Source organism: Aquabacterium sp. A7-Y, assembly GCF_026153205.1.
Lineage (GTDB): Bacteria > Pseudomonadota > Gammaproteobacteria > Burkholderiales > Burkholderiaceae_C > Caldimonas.
In genome coordinates, this window is record NZ_JAPFBW010000021.1 from 79,871 (window position 1) to 100,957 (window position 21,087).

16 protein-coding genes and 1 riboswitch are annotated in these 21,087 nt (G+C 70.5%); of the genes, 6 read left to right on the forward strand and 10 right to left on the reverse strand.

From position 1 onward, the window contains the following. Window positions 1–17: 17 nt before the first annotated feature. Both OOT46_RS19000 and OOT46_RS19005 read left to right on the forward strand, forming a co-directional pair. Complete coding sequence (locus OOT46_RS19000; protein WP_265405200.1) at window positions 18–1,064, forward strand: serine/threonine protein kinase; 1,047 nt, start codon at window positions 18–20, stop codon at window positions 1,062–1,064. 147 nt (window positions 1,065–1,211) lie between these two features. Further along, the gene (locus OOT46_RS19005) at window positions 1,212–1,823 is read left to right on the forward strand and encodes a PEP-CTERM sorting domain-containing protein (RefSeq protein WP_265405201.1); all 612 of its coding nucleotides are present in this window, start codon (window positions 1,212–1,214) and stop codon (window positions 1,821–1,823) included. A 169-nt stretch (window positions 1,824–1,992) separates the two neighbouring features. Here OOT46_RS19005 and htpG read toward each other — a convergent pair whose 3' ends face one another. The 6 genes from htpG to OOT46_RS19035 all read right to left on the reverse strand — a co-directional run bounded on the left by htpG (window position 1,993) and on the right by OOT46_RS19035 (window position 8,811). Continuing rightward, window positions 1,993–3,861, reverse strand: coding sequence for a molecular chaperone HtpG (htpG, locus tag OOT46_RS19010; protein WP_265405202.1), 1,869 nt, complete (start codon window positions 3,859–3,861; stop codon window positions 1,993–1,995). A 175-nt stretch (window positions 3,862–4,036) separates the two neighbouring features. Further along, window positions 4,037–4,789: an amino acid ABC transporter permease gene (locus OOT46_RS19015; protein ID WP_265405203.1), complete on the reverse strand. Its 753-nt coding sequence runs from the start codon at window positions 4,787–4,789 to the stop codon at window positions 4,037–4,039. A gap of 32 nt (window positions 4,790–4,821) precedes the next feature. After that, window positions 4,822–5,703 carry a basic amino acid ABC transporter substrate-binding protein gene (locus OOT46_RS19020; RefSeq protein WP_265405204.1) on the reverse strand — a complete coding sequence of 294 codons (882 nt, stop codon included), beginning with the start codon at window positions 5,701–5,703 and terminating at the stop codon, window positions 4,822–4,824. A 244-nt stretch (window positions 5,704–5,947) separates the two neighbouring features. After that, entirely contained in the window at window positions 5,948–6,343 is a 396-nt protein-coding gene (locus OOT46_RS19025) for a VOC family protein (RefSeq protein WP_265405205.1), read from the reverse strand. 2 nt (window positions 6,344–6,345) lie between these two features. After that, window positions 6,346–7,473: a YbdK family carboxylate-amine ligase gene (locus OOT46_RS19030; protein WP_265405206.1), complete on the reverse strand. Its 1,128-nt coding sequence runs from the start codon at window positions 7,471–7,473 to the stop codon at window positions 6,346–6,348. A 108-nt stretch (window positions 7,474–7,581) separates the two neighbouring features. Then, window positions 7,582–8,811 carry a cation:proton antiporter gene (locus OOT46_RS19035; protein WP_265405207.1) on the reverse strand — a complete coding sequence of 410 codons (1,230 nt, stop codon included), beginning with the start codon at window positions 8,809–8,811 and terminating at the stop codon, window positions 7,582–7,584. Between the two features lie 672 nt (window positions 8,812–9,483). On the opposite strand from OOT46_RS19035, the gene OOT46_RS19040 reads away from it, so the two are divergent. Continuing rightward, on the forward strand, window positions 9,484–9,678 hold the full coding sequence (locus OOT46_RS19040; protein ID WP_265405208.1) for a hypothetical protein: 195 nt from the start codon (window positions 9,484–9,486) through the stop codon (window positions 9,676–9,678). A gap of 51 nt (window positions 9,679–9,729) precedes the next feature. On the opposite strand, the gene cobN is transcribed toward OOT46_RS19040, so the two are convergent. Genes cobN through OOT46_RS19055 form a run of 3 tightly spaced genes read right to left on the reverse strand, consistent with a single transcriptional unit; the run spans window position 9,730 to window position 14,631 of the window. Continuing rightward, a complete protein-coding gene (gene cobN, locus OOT46_RS19045) occupies window positions 9,730–13,818 on the reverse strand; it encodes a cobaltochelatase subunit CobN (RefSeq protein WP_265405209.1) in 4,089 nt (1,362 codons plus the stop codon). Continuing rightward, window positions 13,815–14,153 carry a DUF2149 domain-containing protein gene (locus OOT46_RS19050; RefSeq protein WP_265405210.1) on the reverse strand — a complete coding sequence of 113 codons (339 nt, stop codon included), beginning with the start codon at window positions 14,151–14,153 and terminating at the stop codon, window positions 13,815–13,817. Before OOT46_RS19050 ends, cobN begins: the two co-directional genes overlap by 4 nt. A gap of 10 nt (window positions 14,154–14,163) precedes the next feature. Further along, window positions 14,164–14,631: a hypothetical protein gene (locus OOT46_RS19055; RefSeq protein ID WP_265405211.1), complete on the reverse strand. Its 468-nt coding sequence runs from the start codon at window positions 14,629–14,631 to the stop codon at window positions 14,164–14,166. 127 nt (window positions 14,632–14,758) lie between these two features. Further along, a riboswitch (cobalamin riboswitch) is annotated at window positions 14,759–14,993 on the reverse strand. Window positions 14,994–15,102: 109 nt separating this feature from the next. On the opposite strand from OOT46_RS19055, the gene OOT46_RS19060 reads away from it, so the two are divergent. Next, window positions 15,103–17,433 carry an FdhF/YdeP family oxidoreductase gene (locus OOT46_RS19060; protein ID WP_265405212.1) on the forward strand — a complete coding sequence of 777 codons (2,331 nt, stop codon included), beginning with the start codon at window positions 15,103–15,105 and terminating at the stop codon, window positions 17,431–17,433. Continuing rightward, window positions 17,430–18,227 carry a formate dehydrogenase accessory sulfurtransferase FdhD gene (gene fdhD / locus OOT46_RS19065; RefSeq protein ID WP_265405213.1) on the forward strand — a complete coding sequence of 266 codons (798 nt, stop codon included), beginning with the start codon at window positions 17,430–17,432 and terminating at the stop codon, window positions 18,225–18,227. The genes OOT46_RS19060 and fdhD overlap by 4 nt, the downstream gene beginning before the upstream one ends. Window positions 18,228–18,236: 9 nt before the next feature. Here fdhD and OOT46_RS19070 read toward each other — a convergent pair whose 3' ends face one another. Then, window positions 18,237–19,385 carry a Na/Pi cotransporter family protein gene (locus tag OOT46_RS19070; RefSeq protein WP_265405214.1) on the reverse strand — a complete coding sequence of 383 codons (1,149 nt, stop codon included), beginning with the start codon at window positions 19,383–19,385 and terminating at the stop codon, window positions 18,237–18,239. 187 nt (window positions 19,386–19,572) lie between these two features. Between OOT46_RS19070 and OOT46_RS19075 the strand changes: the two genes are divergently transcribed. Continuing rightward, window positions 19,573–21,075, forward strand: a complete 1,503-nt coding sequence (locus tag OOT46_RS19075; protein WP_265405215.1) for a CYTH and CHAD domain-containing protein — start codon at window positions 19,573–19,575, stop codon at window positions 21,073–21,075. The last annotated feature ends 12 nt before the right edge of the window (window positions 21,076–21,087 follow it).

Sequence of the window (21,087 nt, forward strand, 5' to 3'; positions counted from 1 at the left end):
CTCGCTAGGATGGCGTGATGTCACGCCCCTTCGAGTCCGACCCGAACCACACCGACCCGACGCCCCTCACGCCGGACCGCCTCCACCCCTACGCCAGCCTGACCCCCGACACGGTGCTCGACGCGCTGGACCTCACCGGTCTGCGCGGCGACGGGCGGCTGATCCAACTCAATTCCTACGAAAACCGCGTCTTCCAGGTCTTTCTCGAAGACGGCGGCGCGGTGATCGCGAAGTTCTACCGCCCGGAGCGCTGGACCGATGCCCAGATCGAGGAGGAGCATCGCTTTGCGCTGGAGCTGGCGGAGGCCGAGATCCCGGTGGTAGCCCCGCTGTCCTTCGAGGCGGGCGGCGACACCGGCACCCTGGGACACCATGCGGGCTTCCGCTTCGCGGTCTACCCGCGCCGCGGCGGCCGCGCTCCCGAACTCGACGACCCCGAGACGCTGGAGTGGACCGGCCGCTTCCTCGGCCGCATCCACGCGGTCGGGGCGCGCAGCCGCTTCACCGTGCGGCAGACCCTGGATCTGCAGACGCTGGGGCTGGAGTCGCGCGACTGGCTGCTGGAGCACGAGGCACTTCCGCCCGAGGTGCTGCCGGCCTGGCGCGACGCCGTCGACCGGGCGCTGGACCAGGTGGCGCGGACCTGGGAAACGGTGGGCCCGCTGCCGCAGTTGCGTCTGCACGGCGATTGCCACCTCGGCAACATTCTCTGGACCGAGGCGGGCCCGCACTTCGTCGATCTTGACGATGCACGCACCGGCCCGGCAGTCCAGGACCTCTGGATGTTGCTGTCCGGCAACGCGGAATCCTTGCAGCAACAGCTCTTTTTTGTTTTGAAGGGTTACCGGAACTTCGCCGACTTTGATCATCGCGAGTTACAGATGATCGAGCCACTGCGCACACTACGCCTCATACACCACAGTGCCTGGCTGGCGCGCCGGTGGGACGACCCCGCCTTCCCGCATGCCTTCCCTTGGTTCGGAAGCTCCGGCTATTGGTCGGAGCAGGTAATACGCTTGCGTGAGCAGTTGCAAGCGATGCAAGAACCACCGTTGCACCTGTAACCCTGGCGGCGAGCTCCATGCCCGGAATACCCCTAGAGATACCCTTACCTGGGGGCTGCATCTTCTAGCAGCTCCGAATACGCTCCTGTTTGCCCCATGCGTTATCGCCCGTAGTGGGCTTTTACTTCCCTCAGGAGGATTTCAACAATGAAACGTCATCTGCTCGCGTTGGGTCTGGCCCTCGCAGCTGGTACCGCCAGCGCACAACTCGCCGTGTCTTCGGGTTCCGAAATCTCGTTCACCGGCTACGAAGGCACCCCGGTGAGCTTCACTGGCGTGCTGAACAGCGGCGTCCGCAACGGCCTGATCGAATCCGCTCTGGGCGGCGATCTGACCGTGACCTTCCTCGGCAAGGACAACGCCGGCCACACCAACACGTTCGAGATCGGCGACGTCGTGGTCAACAACAAGACCAGCGCCGTTGGCGGCAGCTTCACCACGACGGTTGGCGCCGGTGCCCTGGACTTCCTGCTGACCGACACGACTGACGGCGACAACGTCGGCAACGGCGGCCCCAGCTCTGGTTACGCCAGCTACGTCCTGGTGGACGTGTCCACGCTGGGCGAAGCTTCGCCGGCTTATGGCAAGTTCGACTTCATCCTGGCCTTCAATGACGGCGCCACCCACGACGCCGACTATGACGACCTGGTGGTCGGCCTGAGCCTGGCTCCGGTGCCGGAGCCCGAGACCTACGCGCTGATGCTGGCTGGCCTGGGCGCCCTGGGCTTCATGGCCCGTCGCCGCAAGCAAGCCGAATAAGCTGAACACGCCGAGTCCGCCAGCCCCTCGGGGTCGGCGCTCAGCGGAAGCCGCCCCCCGGGGCGGCTTTTTTTGTGCCCGCGTTGGTCTTCTTGCAACGCAAAAGCCGCCCGGAGGCGGCTTCAGGGGCGCGCCGTCGGCCAGCCCCGCGTCGGAACGAAAAAAGGCCTCAGGAGGTCAGCAAGGCATTCACGCGGCGCACATAGGCGCTCGGATCCTCCAACTGCCCGCCCTCGGCCAGCAGGGCCTGGTCGAACAGGATATGGGCGAGGTCGTCGAAGCGCTCGCTGTCCTGCAGACGCCGCACCAGCGCATGCTCGGCGTTGATCTCCAGTACCGGCTTCGATTCGGGCGCCGACTGGCCGGCCTGCTTGAGCAGGCGTGCCAGATGGCCGCTCATCTCGCCCTCCTCCGTCACCAGGCAGGCCGGCGAATCGACCAGCCGGGTGGTGACGCGCACGTCCTTGGCCTTCTCCTTGAGTGACTCCTTCAGGCGGTCGAGCAGGGGCTTGAAGGTGGAGGCGGCCTCCTCGGCCTTTTTCTTCTCCTCCTCGTCCTGCAGCTTGCCGAGGTCGACTGCACCCTTCGCCACGCTCTGCAGCGGCTTGCCGTCGAATTCATAGAGGAAGTTGAGCATCCACTCGTCGACGCGGTCGGTCAGCAGCAGCACCTCGATCTCCTTCTTGCGGAAGATCTCCAACTGAGGGCTGTTTTTCGCTGCGGCCAGCGTGTCGGCGGTGATGTAGTAGATCGCCTCCTGGCCCTCCTTCATGCGCGAGACGTAGTCGGCCAGCGACACGCCCTCGTCGGCCTTCGTCGAGGCGAAGCGCAGCAGGCCGGCGAGGCGGTCGCGATTGGCGTTGTCCTCGCCGACGCCTTCCTTGAGAACCGCGCCGAACTCCTTCCAGAAGCTCGCGTACTTGTCCTTGTGGTTCTCGGCCAGGTCCTCCAGCATGGACAGCACCCGCTTGGTCGAGCCTTCGCGGATCGCCTTCACGTCACGGCTTTCCTGCAGCAGCTCGCGCGAAACGTTGAGCGGCAGGTCGGCACTGTCGATCACGCCCTTGACGAAACGCAGATAGACCGGCATCAGCGCCTCGGCGTCGTCCATGATGAAGACGCGCTTGACGTAGAGCTTCACACCGCCGCGCTTGTCGCGGTTCCAGAGGTCGAAGGGCGCCTTGGACGGGATGTAGAGCAGCTGGGTGTATTCGCTGCGGCCCTCGACCCGGTTGTGGGTGTAGGCCAGCGGCGCCTGCTGGTCGTAGCTGATCTGCTTGTAGAACTCGTGGTACTGCTCCTCGCTGATCTCGCTCTTGGAGCGGGTCCAGAGGGCCGCGGCCTGGTTGACCGTCTCCCACTCGTCCTTCAGCACGGTCGCGCCCTGGTCCTTGTCCCACTCCTCCTTGCGCATCAGGATGGGCAGCGAGATGTGGTCGGAGTACTTGGAGATGATGGACTTCAGCTTCCAGGTGCTGGCGAACTCGTCCTCGCCCTCGCGCAGGTGCAGGATCACGTCCGTGCCGCGCTTCTCGCGGGTGAGGCTCTCGACCTCGAAATCGCCGCTGCCGTCGCTGCTCCAGCGCACGCCCTCCTCGGGCTTGAGGCCGGCGCGGCGCGATTCCACGGTGATGCGGTCGGCAACGATGAAGCCGCTGTAGAAGCCGACGCCGAACTGACCGATCAGCTGGGCGTCCTTCTGCTGGTCGCCGGAGAGCCGCTCCATGAATTCGCGCGTGCCGCTCTTGGCGATGGTGCCGAGGTTGGCGATCGCTTCCTCGCTCGACAGGCCGATGCCGTTGTCGCTGATCGTGATGGTGCGGGCGTCCTTGTCGAAGCTGACCCGCACCTCCAGGTTGGGCTGGTCTTCGTAGAGGGCATTGTGGTTGAGCGCCTCGAAGCGCAGCTTGTCGCAGGCGTCCGACGCGTTGGAGATCAGCTCGCGCAGGAAGATCTCCTTGTTCGAATACAGGGAGTGGGCAACGAGCTGCAGGAGTTGCTTGACTTCGGCTTGAAACGACAGTGTCTGTTTTTCCATGGCGTATCCCGAATTCTGTTTATGGGGTGCGGCCGCAAAGGTAAGGGCCTGCCGGCGCGGTTTCAAGAGGGTGCGGCAGGCCGCCAGCGAAAAACGCCGGCTCGACGCCGCCGGGACGTAAAAACGCCGGCTCGTGGCCGGCGTTGCGCAAGGGTCAGGAAAAACGCCTGCCTGTTCAGCGGCCGCGCAGGTGGGCGGGCGCCTCCAGCCGGCGGGCCAGCAGCGACAGCACCAGGGTCAGCACCAGGTACATCACCGAGATGGCGATGTACGGCTCCCAGTAGCGCGAATAGGCGCCGGCCACGGTGCGGGCCGCCAGGGCCAGCTCCGCGAGGCCGATGGCCGACACCAGCGACGAGTCCTTCACCAGGGTGACGGCCTCGTTCACCAGGGGCGGCACCATGCGACGCACCGCCTGCGGCAAGATCACGTGGCGCATGCTTTGCGCGTGCGTCAGGCCCAGGCTGTAGGCGGCCTGCGTCTGCCCGCCGTGGATGGACTGGATGCCGGCGCGGAAGATCTCGGAGATGTAGGCACCGGCATTGAGCGTCAGCGCCAGCGCCCCCGAGAAGAAGGCGCCCCACTCCTGCCGGAAGGAGGTGGCGGCGTCACCGCTCAGCAGCAACCCGTGCTGCGGGTGCACCAGCGTCGGCATCAACGCGAAGTGCACCAGCAGGATCTGCACGAACAGCGGCGTGCCGCGGAAGAAGGTGACGTAGGCCAGCGTTCCCCACTGCAGCGGCTTGAGCAGGACCGCGGCCCAGAGCGCCTTCGGTGGCGGCGCATACCGCGAGCTGCCGATCAGCCCCAGGACCAGGCCCAGCGCCAGCCCCGCCGTGATGGCGACCAGCGTGAGCTTGATGGTCATCCACAAGCCGGCGGTGAACAACGGCACGTAGCCGGACAGGATCTCCCAGCGCAAATCCACGACGAAGTCTTCCTTGGCAGCGGTTCAGCGCGTCAGTTCGAGGCGGCCGAGGCAGGCGCCGCGGCAGCGTCGGTCGCCTTGGCACCGAAGTACTTGGTGTAGATCTGGTCATAGGTGCCGTCGGCCTTGATGTCCGCCAGGCCCTTGTTCAGCTTCTCCAGCAGCTCGGTATTGCCCTTGCGCACGGCCAGGCCGTACTGCTCGGGAGCGAAGCTGGCGTCGTTGACGGTCTTGAACTTGGTGCCCGTGTTGTTGGCGATGTAGTTCACCACCACGCCGTTGTCGGCGACCACCGCGTCGACGCCGCCGGCCTGCAGCTCCTGCAGGGCCATGGGGGTGGACTCGAAGCGCTTGATGTTGGTGCTGTTCTTGCCGAGCAGCTTGGTCACCACCTCGTCGCCGGTCGTGCCGGTCTGCACGCCGACCTTGAGCTTCTTGAGGTCCGCGAACTTGCTCACCTTGGAGCTGTCGGGCACGGCGATCAGCTGCTGGGCGTCAAAGTAGGGACTGGAGAAGTCCATCGTCTGCTTGCGCTCCTCGGTGATCGTGATCGCCGAGACGAGCAGGTCGCGATCGCCTTGCGCCAGGGTGTTGAAGATGCCTTCCCAGGGCGTATTGACGAACTTGACCTCGATGCCGGCCTTGGCGGCGACGGCCTTCACGATGTCGATGTCGAAGCCGACGATCTCACCGGTCGAGTTCTGCGACTCGAAGGGTGCGTAGGCAGCGTCGGTGCCGACGACATAGGTCTTGGCGGGTGCCGGGCTCGGCGCGGGCGCCGAAGCCTCGGTGGTGGGGGGGGCCGCCGGAGCAGGCGGCTCGGCCTGCTTGCCGCAGGCGGCGAGCACGAAGCCGGCCAGCAGCATGCCAGCGCGCTGCCACAGGGACGTGGAAGAGATGCTCAAGGTGTTCATGAAACCCTCGTGAAAATCGGTAAACCCGCATTTTGACCGCAACGGACGCGGAAAAAGCCGGGGGATCGGGGACCCGCCCTGTGCAAGACCAGTGCCAAGGTGCGGCAAAACAACGATTTATCCCGCGCCTTGCGGGCTCCGTCGGTGTCCACGCCGCCCGGCGCAGGCGACGGCAGGAAGTGGACCCTGCACGACGACAGCCTCGCCAGCCCCCCGGAAGCAGGGGGCTGGGACATCCCCCAGTTCACGCACGCGGGACTTCGTAGAACTCGATGGGCAGGCCGTCGGGATCGGCGCAGAAGAAAAACCGCCGGCCGGTGTACTCGTCCACCCGCACCGGTTCGCACTCGACGCCCCCCTCGGCGAGCCGCCGCCGGCAGGCCTCGACGTCGGCCGTCGCGAAAGCCAGGTGCCGCAGCCCCTGCGCCTCGGGACGGCTGGGGCGTGGCGGTGCGTCAGGGAAGGTGAAGAGCTCCAGGCGCAGGCCGCCCGGGCCTTCGAGGTCCACCTTCCATGAACGCCGCGCCGCGCGGTAGTTCTCGGCCACGACACGCAGGCCCAGCAGCCCGACGTAAAAGCGCCTGGAGCGTTCGAGGTCGGCCGCGATCAGCGCCACATGGTGCAGGCCCAGCAGTTCCATCGTCAGACCACCAGCTCCCCGCTCCAGCGCAGGCACTGCTGCCGCACCACCTCGGCCAGCAGGTACTCACGCTCCTGCACCTGACGCGCCCACGTGGCGTCGTTGCCGAAACGCTGCAGCTCGCTGCGCAGGTAACGCATCGCGGTGTCGGCCTTGAGGTCGATGGCGTGCTGCTCGGTGGCCGCCATGGTGGCGAGGATGTCCTCGCGCAGGGTGCGGTGCTCGCCCGTCTTGGGGTCGACGAAGGTGCCGTCGGGGCCGAAGCGACAGGCCTGGAAGCGGTTGAAGGTGTAGACCAGGTAATCGTCCTCGGCCAGCTCAAAAGGTTTTTCCTTGCTGAGCCAGCTGCCGACGCACTGGATGTAGGCGGCCAGCGCCGCGGCCTTCTCGATGGTCAGCGGGGTGTCGAGCACGCGCACCTCGATGGTCCCGAACTCCGGCTTGGGACGGATGTCCCAGTAGAAGTCCTTCATGCTCTTGACCACGCCGGTGCGCGTCATCTTCTCGAAGAAAGTCCCGAAGTCGTCCCAGGTGGTCACGAAAGGCGCCCGCCCCGACAGCGGGAAGGCGAACACCGAGTTCAGGCGTGCCGAGTGGAAGCCGGTATCGGTGCCCTGGACATAGGGCGAGGAGGCCGACAGCGCGATGAAGTGGGGGATGAAACGCGACATGCCGTGCAGCAGTACCAGCGCCTCGTCCGGGCCGGGGCAGCCCACGTGCACATGCTGGCCGAAGATGGTGAACTGCTTGGAGAGGTAGCCGTACAGCTCGGACAGCATGTGGAAGCGCGGCGTGTTGAAGATGCGGCGCTCGCTCCAGTCCTGGAACGGGTGGGTGCCGCCGCCGCACAGGCCCACGTTGAGCTTGCGCGCGCAGTCCACCAGGGCGCCGCGGATCTCGGTCAGCTGGCTGAGCGCGTCGTCATAGTTCTGGCACACGCCGGTGGACAGCTCGATCATGCTGTCCGTCATCTCCGGCTTCACGTCGCCGGGGATCTTGCGCTTGTTCATCAGGCGCAGCAGGTCCACGGCGCTCGGCGACAGGTCGTAGTCGTGGGTGTTGACGATCCCCAGCTCCAGCTCCACGCCCAGGGTGAGGGGCTGCGAGGTGGCGAAGGCTTCCAAGGTCATGCGTGTCTCTCCTTGTTCTCGGGGGCTGTGGTGCGGAAACGCCGGGCCGCCCCCGGTTTCCGCAGCCCCTCGGGGGGCGGCCGCCGCGCAGCGGCGGCCTGGCGGTGGTCATGCACGGCGTGCCGCGATCTCGTGGGCGCTGCGCAGCGCGGCCAGTACGGCCAGCGCGCCGAGCAGCTCCATGATGGCGATCGAGCTCAGCGCAATGGGCGCCAGCTGACCGGCGAAATTGCCGTGCGAGGCCTGCAGGTCCGAGTACATGACCAGCGCGGTGGCCGACAGCGGCGTGAGTGCCAGGCTCACGCCTATGCTCTGGCGCAGCGACTGGCCGCTGAACCAGCCGAGGGTCAGCACCGCGGTGCCCTTGGCTGCGGCGCGCGCAGCCATCGCGACCAGCGCGATCATGCCGCCGGTGGCCAGGCCCTCGACCGACCAGGACGAGCCGACGATGACAAACAGCATCAGCACCAGCACGCCGCCCGCGGTCCCGAAGTGGCGCGGCCAGACCCAGGGCCGCTCGGTCGAGTTGCGCAGCCACAGGCCCGCCATCAGCGGCATCAGCAGCGTCGACAGGCCGAACATCTTGGTGAGTGCCAGCGCCAGGGTGATCAGGCCCAGCAGCAGCAGGGTCGAGTTTTCGTTGCGCAGGTCCAGCCCGCGTGCCACCTTGGCGACCGCGAACCCGAGCAGGCCGGCGATCAGGAAGGAGCCGGCGAAGACGTAGAGCGGATGCACCACCGCCTGGACCGGGTTCTGCCCGGTATCCAGGTCCAGCCAGGCCAGCAGCAGCTTGCTGGCGAAGACGCCGTAGAGGGTGTTGAGCGCGGACATCATCGTGACCCGCTCGGTCACCTGGCCCTCGGCGCCGAACTCCGACGCCACCCGTGCGATCACGGCCGGCGAGGCGGGCACTGCAAGCACCGCCACCGCCGCCGACGAGGAGGCGTCCAGCCCGAGCCAGCGCATCGCCAGGTAGACCACGCCGAAGGTGAGCACGGCCTCGGCCAGGCTGGTGACGAGCAGAAAGGGATTGGTGCGCAGCCAGCGCAGGTGCACCCGCGCACCCAGCTCGAACAGCAGCAGCGCCAGCGCCAGGTCGACCACCAAGCGGACGGCGGTCGGCATCGTGCCGTTGCCGACGCCGTAGCCCGTCGCCGCCGCGGCCATGCCCACCAGCGAATAGCCGACGATACGCGGCAGCCCCAGGCGGCGGAACACCGCCTCCCCGATCAGCGCGCCGGCGATCATCACCAGCGAGGACCCGAGCAGGGCGTTGGGCCCCTCCCAGGCAAAGGCAGCACCGAGAAAGGACAGGGCCTGGGTCAGCGCGTCCACCATGTCTTGCACCTCCGTTTTTTGTCAGGTCGGCGCCGCCGCTGGCGGCACCTTGTTGTCTGCGCCCGGGCAGGCTGCCCGGGCTGCGGCGGCAGGTCAGCCGTCCGCGGCGCACCCGCCAGGCGCGCGGCCGGACCGCTGGGCGTCCGGCGCACCGACTTGTGGCAAAAACGGTGCCCACTTCGATGCGCCTGCGGCCGTCGACCGGCCTCCTGTCGCGACTGTCACCGCCGGTGACCGGCCGAAAAGCGGGGCCGCCAGGCGGGCCACAGCAAGCCGGCCTCCGGGGTGGCTTGCGCCGGGTTGCGGGCATTCTGCACCAGGAGGCGGCCTCCCACAGGGCCGTAGGCGGGTTCGGGCCGAACCGTTTACGCAGAAGACGCGCAAAAAAAGCCCCCGCAACGCGGGGGCAAGGCTTCTTGGCCGCTGCGCTGCGCCAGAGGAGCTCCAGCACGGCGCGGCCGGACCATCCTAGCCTGAAACATTTGTACCGAGGTATTAACCGCGTCGCCGTCCAGGCCTGCATCCGGACCCATCGATCGCCCTGCAAGCCGCGCGGGGCAAGGCCGGCGGGCCGACAGGCGGTCGCGCTCGGCCCTCAACCGGGGGGGGCGCCTGCACGTCCTGCCGGGCAAGCGGGCACAATGCCCTCCTCATTCAGGGAAGGAAGTCGACATGAGCGACAAGATGAGCAAAAACGAATGGATCGAGCGCTGCGCCGCGCGCATGCTGGCCCAGCAGGCGACGCTGGAGAGCGGTCCCGCCCTCGATCTCGCCGAGCAGGTGTGGACCGACGCACGCGGCGCGCTGGATCCCGAGCAGGCGGCCGACATGGAGCTGCGCGGCCGCTCCACCCTCACCCCCGCTTGACTGATGCACTAGAAGCGCCGGCGCACGTCGGCTGACAGGCGTCTCCGGGCCTCATGCAGCGGCAACTGCAGCCGCCGGCTCACGAAGGCGTCCTCCTCGCAACTGATAGGCCGCGCCGCCGAGCGGGACCGCCAGCGCCGCGGCGGCCAGCAGCAGTTGCAGCAGCGTGTCGAGAACCGCCCGGACTTCCGGGGGCGACTCGACCGGCCGAAGGCGGATGCCGCGTGGAGGCTCGGGCCGGGCGGCGGGCGCCTCGGTCGCTGGCGGCACGGCGGGGTGTTGCGCCCGCGCGGTCTCCGGCGGTGCGACGGGCGGCGGCGTCAGCGACTGCCGCACCCAACGCTGGACCTCCTGCGAGGCATCGGGCCGCGGCGCCGCCTTCTCGAGCGACCGCAACACGCCGGCCAGTTCGCGCCGCGTCTCGGCATCCGGCCGCCACCAGCCCTGCCGCTGCGCCTGCACCAGCCGCTCCAGGGCCTGGGCATACGCTTGCGGGTGGCTGCGCAGCCACTCGGGCAGCCCGAGGCGGTGGCGGTCGCGCACCAGGGTGTCGTAGAAGCCCTGCCAGTGGTCTTCGCGCACGCTGTCGCGTGCGACCTGCTGCCAGCCCCAGGCGAACTGCAGCGCCTTCACCACCTGCAGGGTGCCTGCATACCCCTCGTCGCGCTGCGCCGCCAGCCAGCCGGGGTGCAGATAACGCGACTGCATCTCCAGGGCGATGCCCTGCGCGGCACTTTGCGTCAGGGTCTCGGCACCGTCCTCCAGCTGGTTGACGTACAGCGCCAGCGGCTCCTTGCGGCCGGCGCTGCGTGCCGCGGCCGCCAGGCCGCCGAGGTACTGGAACGGGTCGTCGGAACTCATCATTCCGTAGAGGTGGGAACTGCGTGACAGCAGCGCCGCGTCGGTGCGCCGCAGGTGGGCCGCGAAGGCCGCGCGGCCTGCCGTGCTGCCGGCGCCCTCGGCCAGCGGCGCGCCGTCGAGGAAAGGCTGGCTCATGCGCTCCAGGAACAGCCCGCCGAGGCGGCGGTCCTCACGCGCCAGGCCGTCGGACTGCACCGCCTCGGACAGCCCCGTCCCATAGTCGCCGGGGGCATTGCCGAAGGCGCGCACCCGGCCCAGGCGTTCGGCAGCCGGCAGCGTCACGCCCTGTCTCATCAGCTCGCGCGTGACGGCGCGGCTGGCCGCCGCGATGCCGCCCTCCGGCTCCGCGCGGCTGACCACTGCTACCGCCTGGTCCACCAGGGCCATCAGCGCCGGGAACTGGTCCCGGTAGGAACCGGTCACCGACAGCAGCACGTCCACACGCGGGCGGCCCAGTTGGGCAGCGGGCAGCAGGCGCACCGCCGTGGGCCGCCCGCTCGCGTCCCACACCGGCTCGACGCCGAGCGCCACCAGCGCCTGCGCCTCCTGGACGCCCTGATGGCGCAGCGTCTCGCCAGCCCACAGCGACAGCGCCAGCCGCTGCGGCGCCTGGCCGCCGTGCTCGCGCCGCCACTGCGCCAGCCAGTCGGCGAACAAGGCCTGCGCGGTCTCCCAGGCCTGGCGGGTCGGCAGGCGGCTGGGGTCCAGCCCGGTGAGGTTGCGGCCGGTCGGCAGGCTGTCCGGGTTGCGGATCGGATCGCCGCCATAGGCAGCGGGCAGGAAACGACCTTCCAGCGCGTGCAGCAGGCCCGGGATCTCGCCCTCGGTGGCGAGCAGGCGCTCCAGCGCCTGCGCGCGCAGGGCGAGCCCGCGCAGCGCCTGGCGGTCGATGGGCTGGCGCGCCGCGCGGTTGGGCACCGGCCCGTCGGGCAGCGGCGGGCGCAGGTCAAGCGCGGCCGCGGCCTCGGCGTCCCGCAGGGCCACGTCCAGCCAGCGCGCCGGGCGCGATGTGGCCACCTTCGTGTAGTCGATCAAGAAGGCTTCGTCGATGTCCTCGCCCAGCGCCTCGATCAGCGGCTGGCGCAGCGCCTGCAGGATGGTCAGGCGGCGTGCCGCCGGCTCGGGCACCCGGCCGAACACCGCCAGGCCCTGCGGCTGGGCGTCCTGGGCCAGGCGGTCCAGCCACGGGTGCAGCTGCTCGATGAAGTGGGCGAAGTCGCCCTGGATGCGCTCGGCGCTCCAGCCCAGGTCGCGGTGCAGCTGATGCTCGACGAACTGAGCCAGCAGCGCCCGCTCCAGCGACTGCCGGGTCGGCCCCTCGGCGGCCGTCTCCCACTCGTGCATCAGCTCGTGCATGCGCGACATGCGGGCCTGGAAGCCGGCCGGCGCGAACGACGGCGTGCGGTGGCTGACCATGGTCGCGCGGCCGCGTCGCTTGGCGGTCAGCGCCTCCCCGAGGTTGTCGACGATGTAGGGGTAGACCACCGGCACGTCGCCCAGCGGCAGCAGCGCGTCGTCGTCCACCGACAGCGCACGCAGCTTGCCGTTGGCCCATTCCTGGGTGCCATGGGTGCCGAAGTGGATCAGCGCATGCGCCTCGCGCGCCCACAGGTAGACCGCCAGGTAGTGGTGCGACAGCGGCACGCGGTTGCGGTGCGAGAAGCCGTACTGGCCGCGCCTGAGGGTCTCCTCGCGCGGCGGCTGCGGCAACACCGAGAGCTGACCCAGCTGCAGCCGCGGGATCACGAACACCGGCTCGCCCCCCTGCTGCAGCACGAAGCGGCTGCGCTCCGGTGCTCCCCAGTGCGCCAGGATGCGCTCGCGCACGGCCGGCGCCAGGGACTCGAACCAGGCGCGGTAGCGCGCCAGCGGCAAGGCCGCGGCATCGCCGCGGTCGAGCAGCTCACGCAGCTCGGCGCCCTCGTAGTAGGCCGCCAGCAGCGGCCCCAGCCGCCGCACCGCCTCCGCCTCCGAGAGGGGCTCGCTGCGGTAGCCGGCCTCGGCCAGGGCCTGAGTCACCCGTTCCAGGCTGCGCGGCACGTTCAGGAAGGACGCCCCGAAGTTGCTGGCGCCGGCCGGGTAGTTGTAGACCATCGCGACCAGCCGCTTGTCGGCCGGCGGCGTGTCGCGCAGCGCCAGCAGGCGCTGCAGCTTGGCGATGACGGCGCGCGCCTGCGGCTCGATCAGCCGCGCGCCTTCACGCCGGCCGCCCTGGGCGGTGACGAGCAGCGGATCGATGCCGCCGGCCGCCTCGGGCTGGGCCAGGTAGAAGGGCACGTCGGCCAAGGCCAGGCCGTTCGGGTCGGCCTGCCAGGCGGCCGCGTCGCCGCCCCGGTAGGGCAGCGTGGCCAGCACCGGCGCGCCCCAGCGCTCGAACAGCGGCTGCAGCGCGGCGCCCGGGGTCAGCAACAGGTGGGTCACGATGGCGCGCGCGTGCAGGCGGCCGTCGACCTCGAGCAAGGGCCCCAGCGACGCCGCGTCGAGCGGCTGGCTGAAGGCGGCGTAGGGGGCGAAGCCGGCCGCCTCGAACAGGGCCAGCCAGCGGTCCAGCCAGGCGGTGCTGCCATCCACCAGGTGATGGCGGTGCACCAGCACCGCCACCGGCGCGCGGCCCGCGAACGCGGGATCAGCGGCCTGCCAGCGCGCCGCCGCCGCGGCGTCGGCCAGCAGGCCCGGCGCCCTCGGGTGGTAGAGGCCGCGGGCCGGAAAGGGCACGGGCGGCGGCAGCTCGGGCAGCGGCCGCCCGTGCGCCACGGCGGCGGCCAGCTCGAAGGCCAGTCGCCATTGGCCAGCACCGCCGGCGCGCAGATAGGCCGCGATGCGCTGAGCCGGGGCGCCGCCTTCGGCACGGTCGGTGGCAACCAGGCGTCCCGGGCGGCTCCGCTCGAAGGCCGCCAGCCCTTGCGAGAAGGCGCCGTCGATGCGCGCGCGCACCGCGGCATGCGGCGCGTCCACCCAGACCCAGTCCGCCGCGGCCAGCCCGGCGTCGAGCGACTGCCGCAGCGCCGCATCGTCGCCGCCGCCGCGCAGCGGCAGCTCGACATGGCGCAGCTCGAAGCCGGCCTGGCGCGCCAGCTCCTCCATCAGCGCGGTGCGCGCCGGCGGTGTGACGTCGCTGGTGAGCCAGACCAGCAGCGGCGCCGCCAGCACCGGCGCACCGGCCAGCAGCAGCGCGGCCCCGGCAAGGAGCGCGCGCAGCGTCCTCAGCAGCAGCGACGTCGGACGCAACCGGGCCGCCTGGCGCAAAGGCGCTGCGACTGGCGAGGCAGCGCCGCTCACGGCCGGCTCCCCGAAGCCGCGGGCTCCGGCAGGTAGACCACGCTGCCGTCGTCGAGCCGATAGGCGACCCCGGTACGCACGCCGTTGCCCGCGCCCGCGCTGCCGTCGCCGCGCAGCTTCACCTCGCGACCGTTCTCGCGCACGACGATCTCCATGTCGGGCTTGCCGGCGTTGCGGATCACGGTGACGGTCTCGCCCGCCTCGCGCTCAGCCCTCAGGGTCAGCGCGACCAGCAGCGCGGCCACCACGACCAGGAACACGTCGACCAGGTTGACGGCCGACAGCATCGGGTCGTCATCGTCCTCGCCCAGGGCCTTGAGAGGGTGGTGTCGCATCGCCGGGCCCTCACTCGACCAGGCCGCGGGCCCGGCGCACGGCATGCAATTCCTCCAGCAGCCAGCGCCGGCGCAGCGAGTGCAGCGCCAGCGCGAGGGCCGCCGCGGCCAGGGCCAGCACCACGCCCGAGAAGGCGTTCCCGAAGCCCAACAGCGTGCGCCCGCCGTCGCCCGAGGCGACGCCGGCGAGGGCCGGCCCGAGCGGGATCATGGTGGCGATCAGGCCCAGCAGCGGCGCGATGCGAGCCAGCAGCCGCAGCGGCTCCAGCTGCCGCAACGCGGCCAGCTCCAGCGCTTCGAGGGGGACCGAATCGCCTGCGGGCAGGGCCCGCCAGGCCGGATCGCGCCAGCGCTGCCAGGCCTCGGCCAGCGTGCGGCCGAGCGCCCACAGTGCGGCCGCGAAAGCGCCCAGCACCCCCAGCGACACGGGCCACAGCAGCCATTGCGCGAGCTGCGCCATGCCGGTTTCGATGATCATCGCGACACCTCGGAGAAACGCAGGAGCGGCGGCCGGCCGAAATGGAAAGGCGGGTTGCGGACAGGCCGTCAGCTCGAAGTGAGCGCCCTGCCGCTTCCCCGCGGCCCGGCGCAATGCGGCCACGCGCCAGGCGTGGCCCCCCGTTGGCCGGTCTCCGGGCTGGCAGCCGTGGCGCCCGTGTCCTTCCCGGCCGTTTCAGGCCAGTGGACGCCGGACAGGCGCTGGAGACGACGCAGAGTCTCCGGCTGCTTACCGTTGCGGGGGCAGCTCGGCTTCAGGCCCGCGCCGCGGGCCTGTGCCGATTCCCGTTTCACGGTGCCGGCAGAAGAGCCGGCACGCGCACCAACGGCGGCGAATTTACCTCATCTGCCCGGCGCATCGGCGGGCGGCATCGGCACCACGTCCCCGCGCGGGGCGCCCGAAGCTGGTGTACCTTGTCGACTGCATCTCCGCCCCATCCCTGCCACCGCCATGAGCGATCCCAAAATCGAGTTCTACCCCTACCCGGCCGGCGGCTGGGGCGCCCTGCGCAGCGTGGCGCGGCAGCTGCTGCAGCACCGCATCGCCGCCAAGGGCGCGCGCACACTGCTGTCGGCCAACCAGCCCGACGGCTTCGACTGCCCCGGCTGCGCCTGGCCCGACCGCAACCACACCGCCACCTTCGAGTTCTGCGAGAACGGCGTCAAGGCCGTGGCGGCAGAGGCGACCTCGCAACGCGCGACCGCGGAGCTGATCGGCCGCCACACCGTGAGCGAGATGGCGAGCTGGAGCGACCAGGCCCTCGAAGGCCTGGGCCGCCTCACCGAGCCGCTGGCCTGGGACGCGGCCAGCGACCGCTACCTGCCGATCTCCTGGGACGCCGCCTTCGCCCAGATTGCGGCTGGCCTGCGCGGGCTCGACCACCCCGACCAGGCGGTCTTCTACACCTCCGGGCGCACCAGCAACGAGGCGGCTTTCCTGTGGCAGCTGTTCGTGCGCGAGTTCGGCACCAACAATTTCCCCGATTGCTCCAACATGTGCCACGAGCCGAGCGGCATGGGTCTGAAGGCGAGCATCGGCGTCGGCAAGGGCAGCGTCACCTTGGACGATTTCGAGCAGGCCGACGCGATCCTGATCTTCGGCCAGAACCCCGGCACCAACCATCCGCGCATGCTCGGCGAGCTGCGCGCCGCCTCGCGGCGCGGCGCCCGCATCCTCAGCTTCAACCCGCTGCGCGAGCGCGGCCTGGAGCGCTTCACCGATCCGCAGAGCCCGCTGGAAATGGCCACGCTCGGCTCCACCGCGATCAGCAGCCACTACTTCCAGTTGCGCATCGGCGGCGACCTGGCCGCGGTCAAGGGACTGTGCAAGGCCCTCTTCGAGCTCGACGATGCGGCACGCGCCACCGGTGCGCCGCGGGTGCTCGACACGGGCTTCATCGAACAGCACACCCAGGGCCTGGAGGCCTTCGAGGCCGACCTGCGCGCCGAGCCGTGGGAACTGCTGGCCGAGGAGTCCGGGCTGAGCGTGGAGCAGCTGCGCGCCGCGGCGGCCGTCTACGCCGGCGCCGAGCGCGTGATCGCCTGCTGGGGCATGGGCATCACCCAGCACCCGCATGCCGTGGCGACGGTGCAGATGATCACCAATCTGCTGCTGCTGCGCGGCAACCTGGGCCGGCCCGGCGCCGGTGTCTGCCCGGTGCGCGGTCACAGCAACGTGCAGGGCGACCGCACGATGGGCATCCACGAAAAGCCCTCGGCCGCTTTCCTGGACCGGCTGGGGCAGGTGTTCGGCTTCGAGCCGCCGCGCCGCGAAGGCCTGGACACGGTGGGGGCGATCGACGCGATGCACGCCGGCCGGGTGCGGGTGTTCATCGGCCTGGGCGGCAACTTCGCGGCCGCCACACCCGACACCACGCTGACCCACGAGGCGCTGCGCCGTTGTGAGCTCACCGTGCACGTCTCCACCAAGCTCAACCGCAGCCACGTCGTGCACGGCCGCACCGCCCTGGTGCTGCCCTGCCTGGGCCGCACCGAGATCGACCGCCAGGCGGCCGGCCCGCAGGCGGTGACGGTGGAAGACTCGATGAGCATGGTGCACCTGTCTTCGGGCCTGAACGAGCCGGCCTCGCCGCAGCTGCTGTCAGAGCCCATGATCGTGGCCCGGCTCGCCGCGACCACCCTGCCCGCCAGCAAGACGCCCTGGCTGTGGCTGGTGGAGGACTACGACCGCATCCGCGACCGCATCGAGGCGGTCTTCGACGACTTCCACGGCTTCAACACGCGGGTGCGCAGGCCCGGCGGCTTCCGGCTGCGCAACACGGCCGCCGAGCGGGTCTGGCAGACGCCCTCGGGCAAGGCCCAGTTCGCGGCCCACCCGGTGCCTCGCGCCACCGCGGTGCACCGGGCCCGTCAGCGGCACGAGGAGCGCGTCTTCGCGCTCGCGACCGTGCGAGCGCACGACCAGTACAACACCACGGTCTACGGACTGGACGACCGCTACCGTGGCGTCTTCGGGCAGCGCCGGGTGGTGTTCATCCACCGCGAGGACCTGGCCGAGCTGGGCCATGCCGAGGGCGACCGGGTCGATCTCGTCAGCGTCTTCGACGACGGGCAGGAGCGCACCGCGCACGGCTTCCGCCTGGTGCCCTACGACATCCCGCGCGGCTGCCTGGCCAGCTACTACCCCGAGACGAATGTGCTGGTGCCGCTGGCGAGCCACGCGGAAGGTGCCCGCACGCCGGCATCGAAATCCATCCCGGTGGTGCTGCGCCCTCATCAGCCGCAGGACCCGGCCGGCCGCGCGACGGAAGCCGCCTCTTGACCACCTCTGCCCTGCCCCCGCCGGTCGGCGACCGCCCGGTGCGCCGCACGCAAAACGGCAGCAGCCATCCCGCCACCGACCAGCTGGCCTCCGAAGTGCCGGTGGCCTTGAGCTTCAACGGCGTGTCGCATGCGGTGATGATGGCCACGCCCGCCGATCTGGAGGACTTCGCGCTCGGCTTCGCACTGTCCGAGGGCTTGATCGCGAGCCCCGCGCAGTGTTACGGCATGGAGCTGGCGAGCGGACCGCTGGGCTGCGAGCTGAGGCTGGAGATCGCCTCGCGCGCCTTCGATGCGCTGAAGCGCCGCCGGCGCTCGCTGGAAGGCCGCACCGGCTGCGGCCTGTGCGGCATCGAGAGCCTGGCGGCGCTGGACCTGCAGCCCGAGCCGCTGCCCGCCGAGCGGGCCCTGCCCGGCCTGGGCGTCACCGACGTGCTGCAGGCCTTCGAGCAGCTGAGCGCGAGGCAGCCGCTCAGCGCCCTCACCGGCGCCTGCCATGCGGCCGGCTGGGCCCTGCCGGACGGCCGGCTGCTCGAGGTGGCCGAGGACGTCGGCCGCCACAACGCGCTGGACAAGCTGATCGGCCGGCTGGCGCGCCAGGGCCTGCTGGACCAGCCCGGTTTCGTGATCGTCTCCAGCCGCGCCAGCTACGAACTGGTGCGCAAATGCGCGCGCCTGTCGCTGCCGGCGCTCGCCGCCATCTCGGCGCCGACCACCTTGGCGGTCGACATCGCCCGGCAGGCCGGGCTCAGGCTGTTCGGCTTCTGCCGCGAGAACGGCGCGGTGGAGTACTGAAGCGCCGGCTCAGGCGTCGAGGGCCGGGCCCTTCGCAACCGGCGGATTGAGCGGCCCGTGCACGCGGTCCGGCAGGAGGCGCTGCAGCCAGCGCGCGATCAGGCCGGTGAAACCGAAAAACAGCAGCGCCCCGATCACGTTGAAGGCAACGTGCGCGTTCGCGATCTGCTGCGCTACCGTGCCGGCGGACGCTTGCGCGAACCAGGCCATCGGTCCGATCAGCATCAGCCCCAGCAAGGCGGAGGCGATGTTGAAGCCGAGGTGGAAGAGACCGGCCCGCAAGGCCGCGGCGGAGCGCCCGAGGCTGGCAACCAGGGTGTCGGCGCAGGTGCCAATCTCGGCGCCCAGCATCAGCGCCAAGCCGGTCTCCAGACTGATCAGCTGCTGGCTCGCCATCACGATCACGATGCCCATCATGGCCGAGGACGACTGGATCGCCACCGTCGCCGCCGCGCCCGCGGCCAAACCCAGCAGCGGCTGCTCGAAGTTGCGCAGCCAGTCCTTCACGCCGGCATGATCCCCCAGCGGCTCCATCGCCAGGCCGATCACATGGAGCGCGAACAGCACCATACCGACGCCGAACACCACCTCACCCCAGCGCCGCCCGTTCACGCTGCGCCCCAGCAGCACCCCGCCCAGCCCGCCGGCCATCAGCAGGGGCGGCAGCGCTTCGGCGTTCAGCGCGAACAACTGGCTGGAGAAGGTGGTGCCGATGTTGCTGCCCAGGATGATGGGCAGGCTGGCGGCAAAGCCGAGCAAGCCCGCATCCACCAGTGCGATCAGCAGGACGATGGTCGCCGAGGAGGAATCGAGCACCAGGGTGACGCCGGTGCCGCACAGCAAACCCCTGAGCCGGTTGTCTGAGCTGCGGCGCAGGATCTCGCGCAACCGCTCGCTGCCGACCTCGCGCAGGCGCTGGGACAAGGCCCGCACGCCCCACAGGAACAAGACCAGGCCCGCGACGAAGGTGGACCCCATGGAGATCCAGTCGATCTCGCTGCCGTCCGCTCGGGCGAAGGCGGTGCTCGGCACACTGCCTGCAAGGAGCGCCAAAACTGCCGGACGGATGCCGCAGGAAATGCGGCCGAGCGCCTCGACCGGCCGGCCGCTGGCGGGGCAGGACGGCAAGCGGATGCAGGTGCGCAGAGTCGATGCCATGGCAGCGTCCCCCTGGGAAGTGGTGGAGCGGACCACGCTAGAGAGCCCGGGTGACGGTTCGGTGACAGGGGATTGCCCTGTGGTGTGGTGCGCGGCTTGCTTCCGTGCACCTCGTGGCCGCCTCGGCGGGCAGCGCTGGCCAGGCCGCGCCGGCGCGACCGGCGCCCCGGCCACCAAGGAGGATCCGATGTCCGAATTCGAACTCAAGTTCGAGGTGCCGGCCGACTGCCGCGACCGCCTGGAGGCGGCGCTGCAACGCGGCCACTGGACGGCCACGCGCTTGCAGGCCGATTACTTCGACACGCCCGACGGCCGGCTGGCGCGCGACGGCCTCTCGCTGCGTGTGCGCAAGGAGGGCCGCCGCTGGGTACAGACGCTGAAGGCGGCCGGTCCCAGCCAGGTCGAGCGGCTCGAACACGAGGTCGCGCTGCAGGCGCCGCCCCGCGGTCAGGGCCCGAGCGTGGACCCTGGGCTGCACGCTGACACGCCCGCCGGCGAATTGCTGAAGCGGTGCCTGCAGCCCGATGGCGCGCCGCACGGCGCCGCGCTGCCGCCGCTGCAAAACCGCTACCGCATTGACGTCTCGCGCCAGACGCGCGAGCTCCGGGTCCCGGGTGGTGGCCTGGTCGAGCTGGCTTTCGATGAGGGGTGCATCCGTGCCGGCGAGCGCGAGCAGCCCTTGTGTGAAATCGAACTCGAGCTCAAGCGAGGCCCCCGCGAAGCCGTGTTGAAGATCGCGCGGCGCTGGGCGGTGCAGCACGGCCTCTGGCTCAACGTGATCTCCAAGGGCCAGCGCGGCGAGCGCCTGGCACGCGGCGCGGCGCACGGGCCCGTGGTGAAGGCCCACCCGCCCGGCCGCGGCCGGCCCCGCAACGGGGACGCGGAGGTCCGGGCCGTGGTCGGTGCCTGCCTCGACCAGATCCTTCCGAACGCCAGCGAGGTGGGCCAGGGCCGCTACAACGAGGACCACGTGCACCAGCTGCGCGTGGGGATACGGCGCTTGCGCACGGCGCTGCGCGAGCTGGGGCCGCTATCGCCTGCCGTGAAGCCGGAGTGGGAGGCGCCGCTCTCCCGCGTGTTCCAGGCGCTCGGCGAGTTCCGCGACCGCGACACGGTGCTCAAGGCGGTCCAGCCGCAACTCGCCTCGGCCGGCGCTCCGCCCATCGACATGCCGGAGCCCGGCAAGGTCGCCGACCCGGCCCGGGTGATCCAGGACACCGGGTTCCAGACGACACTCCTGGAATTGATCGAGTTCAGCGTCGCGGCACCGTCGGACGCCGGGCCCGCCGGCACGCCGAAGGCGACGCGGGAGGCCGCCGGTCGGCGCATCCGCAAGCTGCACCGCCAGGTGGTGCGCGACGGCAAGCGCTTCACCAAGCTGGACATCACCTCGCAGCACCGGGTGCGCAAACGCCTGAAGCGGCTGCGCTACCTGGCCGAGTTTGTCGCCCCGCTGTTCGGCGAAGGGGCGGTCGAGGACTACCTCGCCCACCTGCGCCCGGCCCAGGACGCCCTGGGCCTGCACAACGACGATGCGGTCGCGCTGGCGCACTACCGCGAGGCGGCGGCCCGGGACCCGCGCGCCTGGTTCGCGATCGGCTGGCTGAGCGCTCGCAGCGAACTCACCGCCCTGCACTGCCGCAAGGCACTCAAGGTCGTCGCCGAGGCCCCGCGTTTCTGGAAGAAGTGAGCGGCCCCCGGG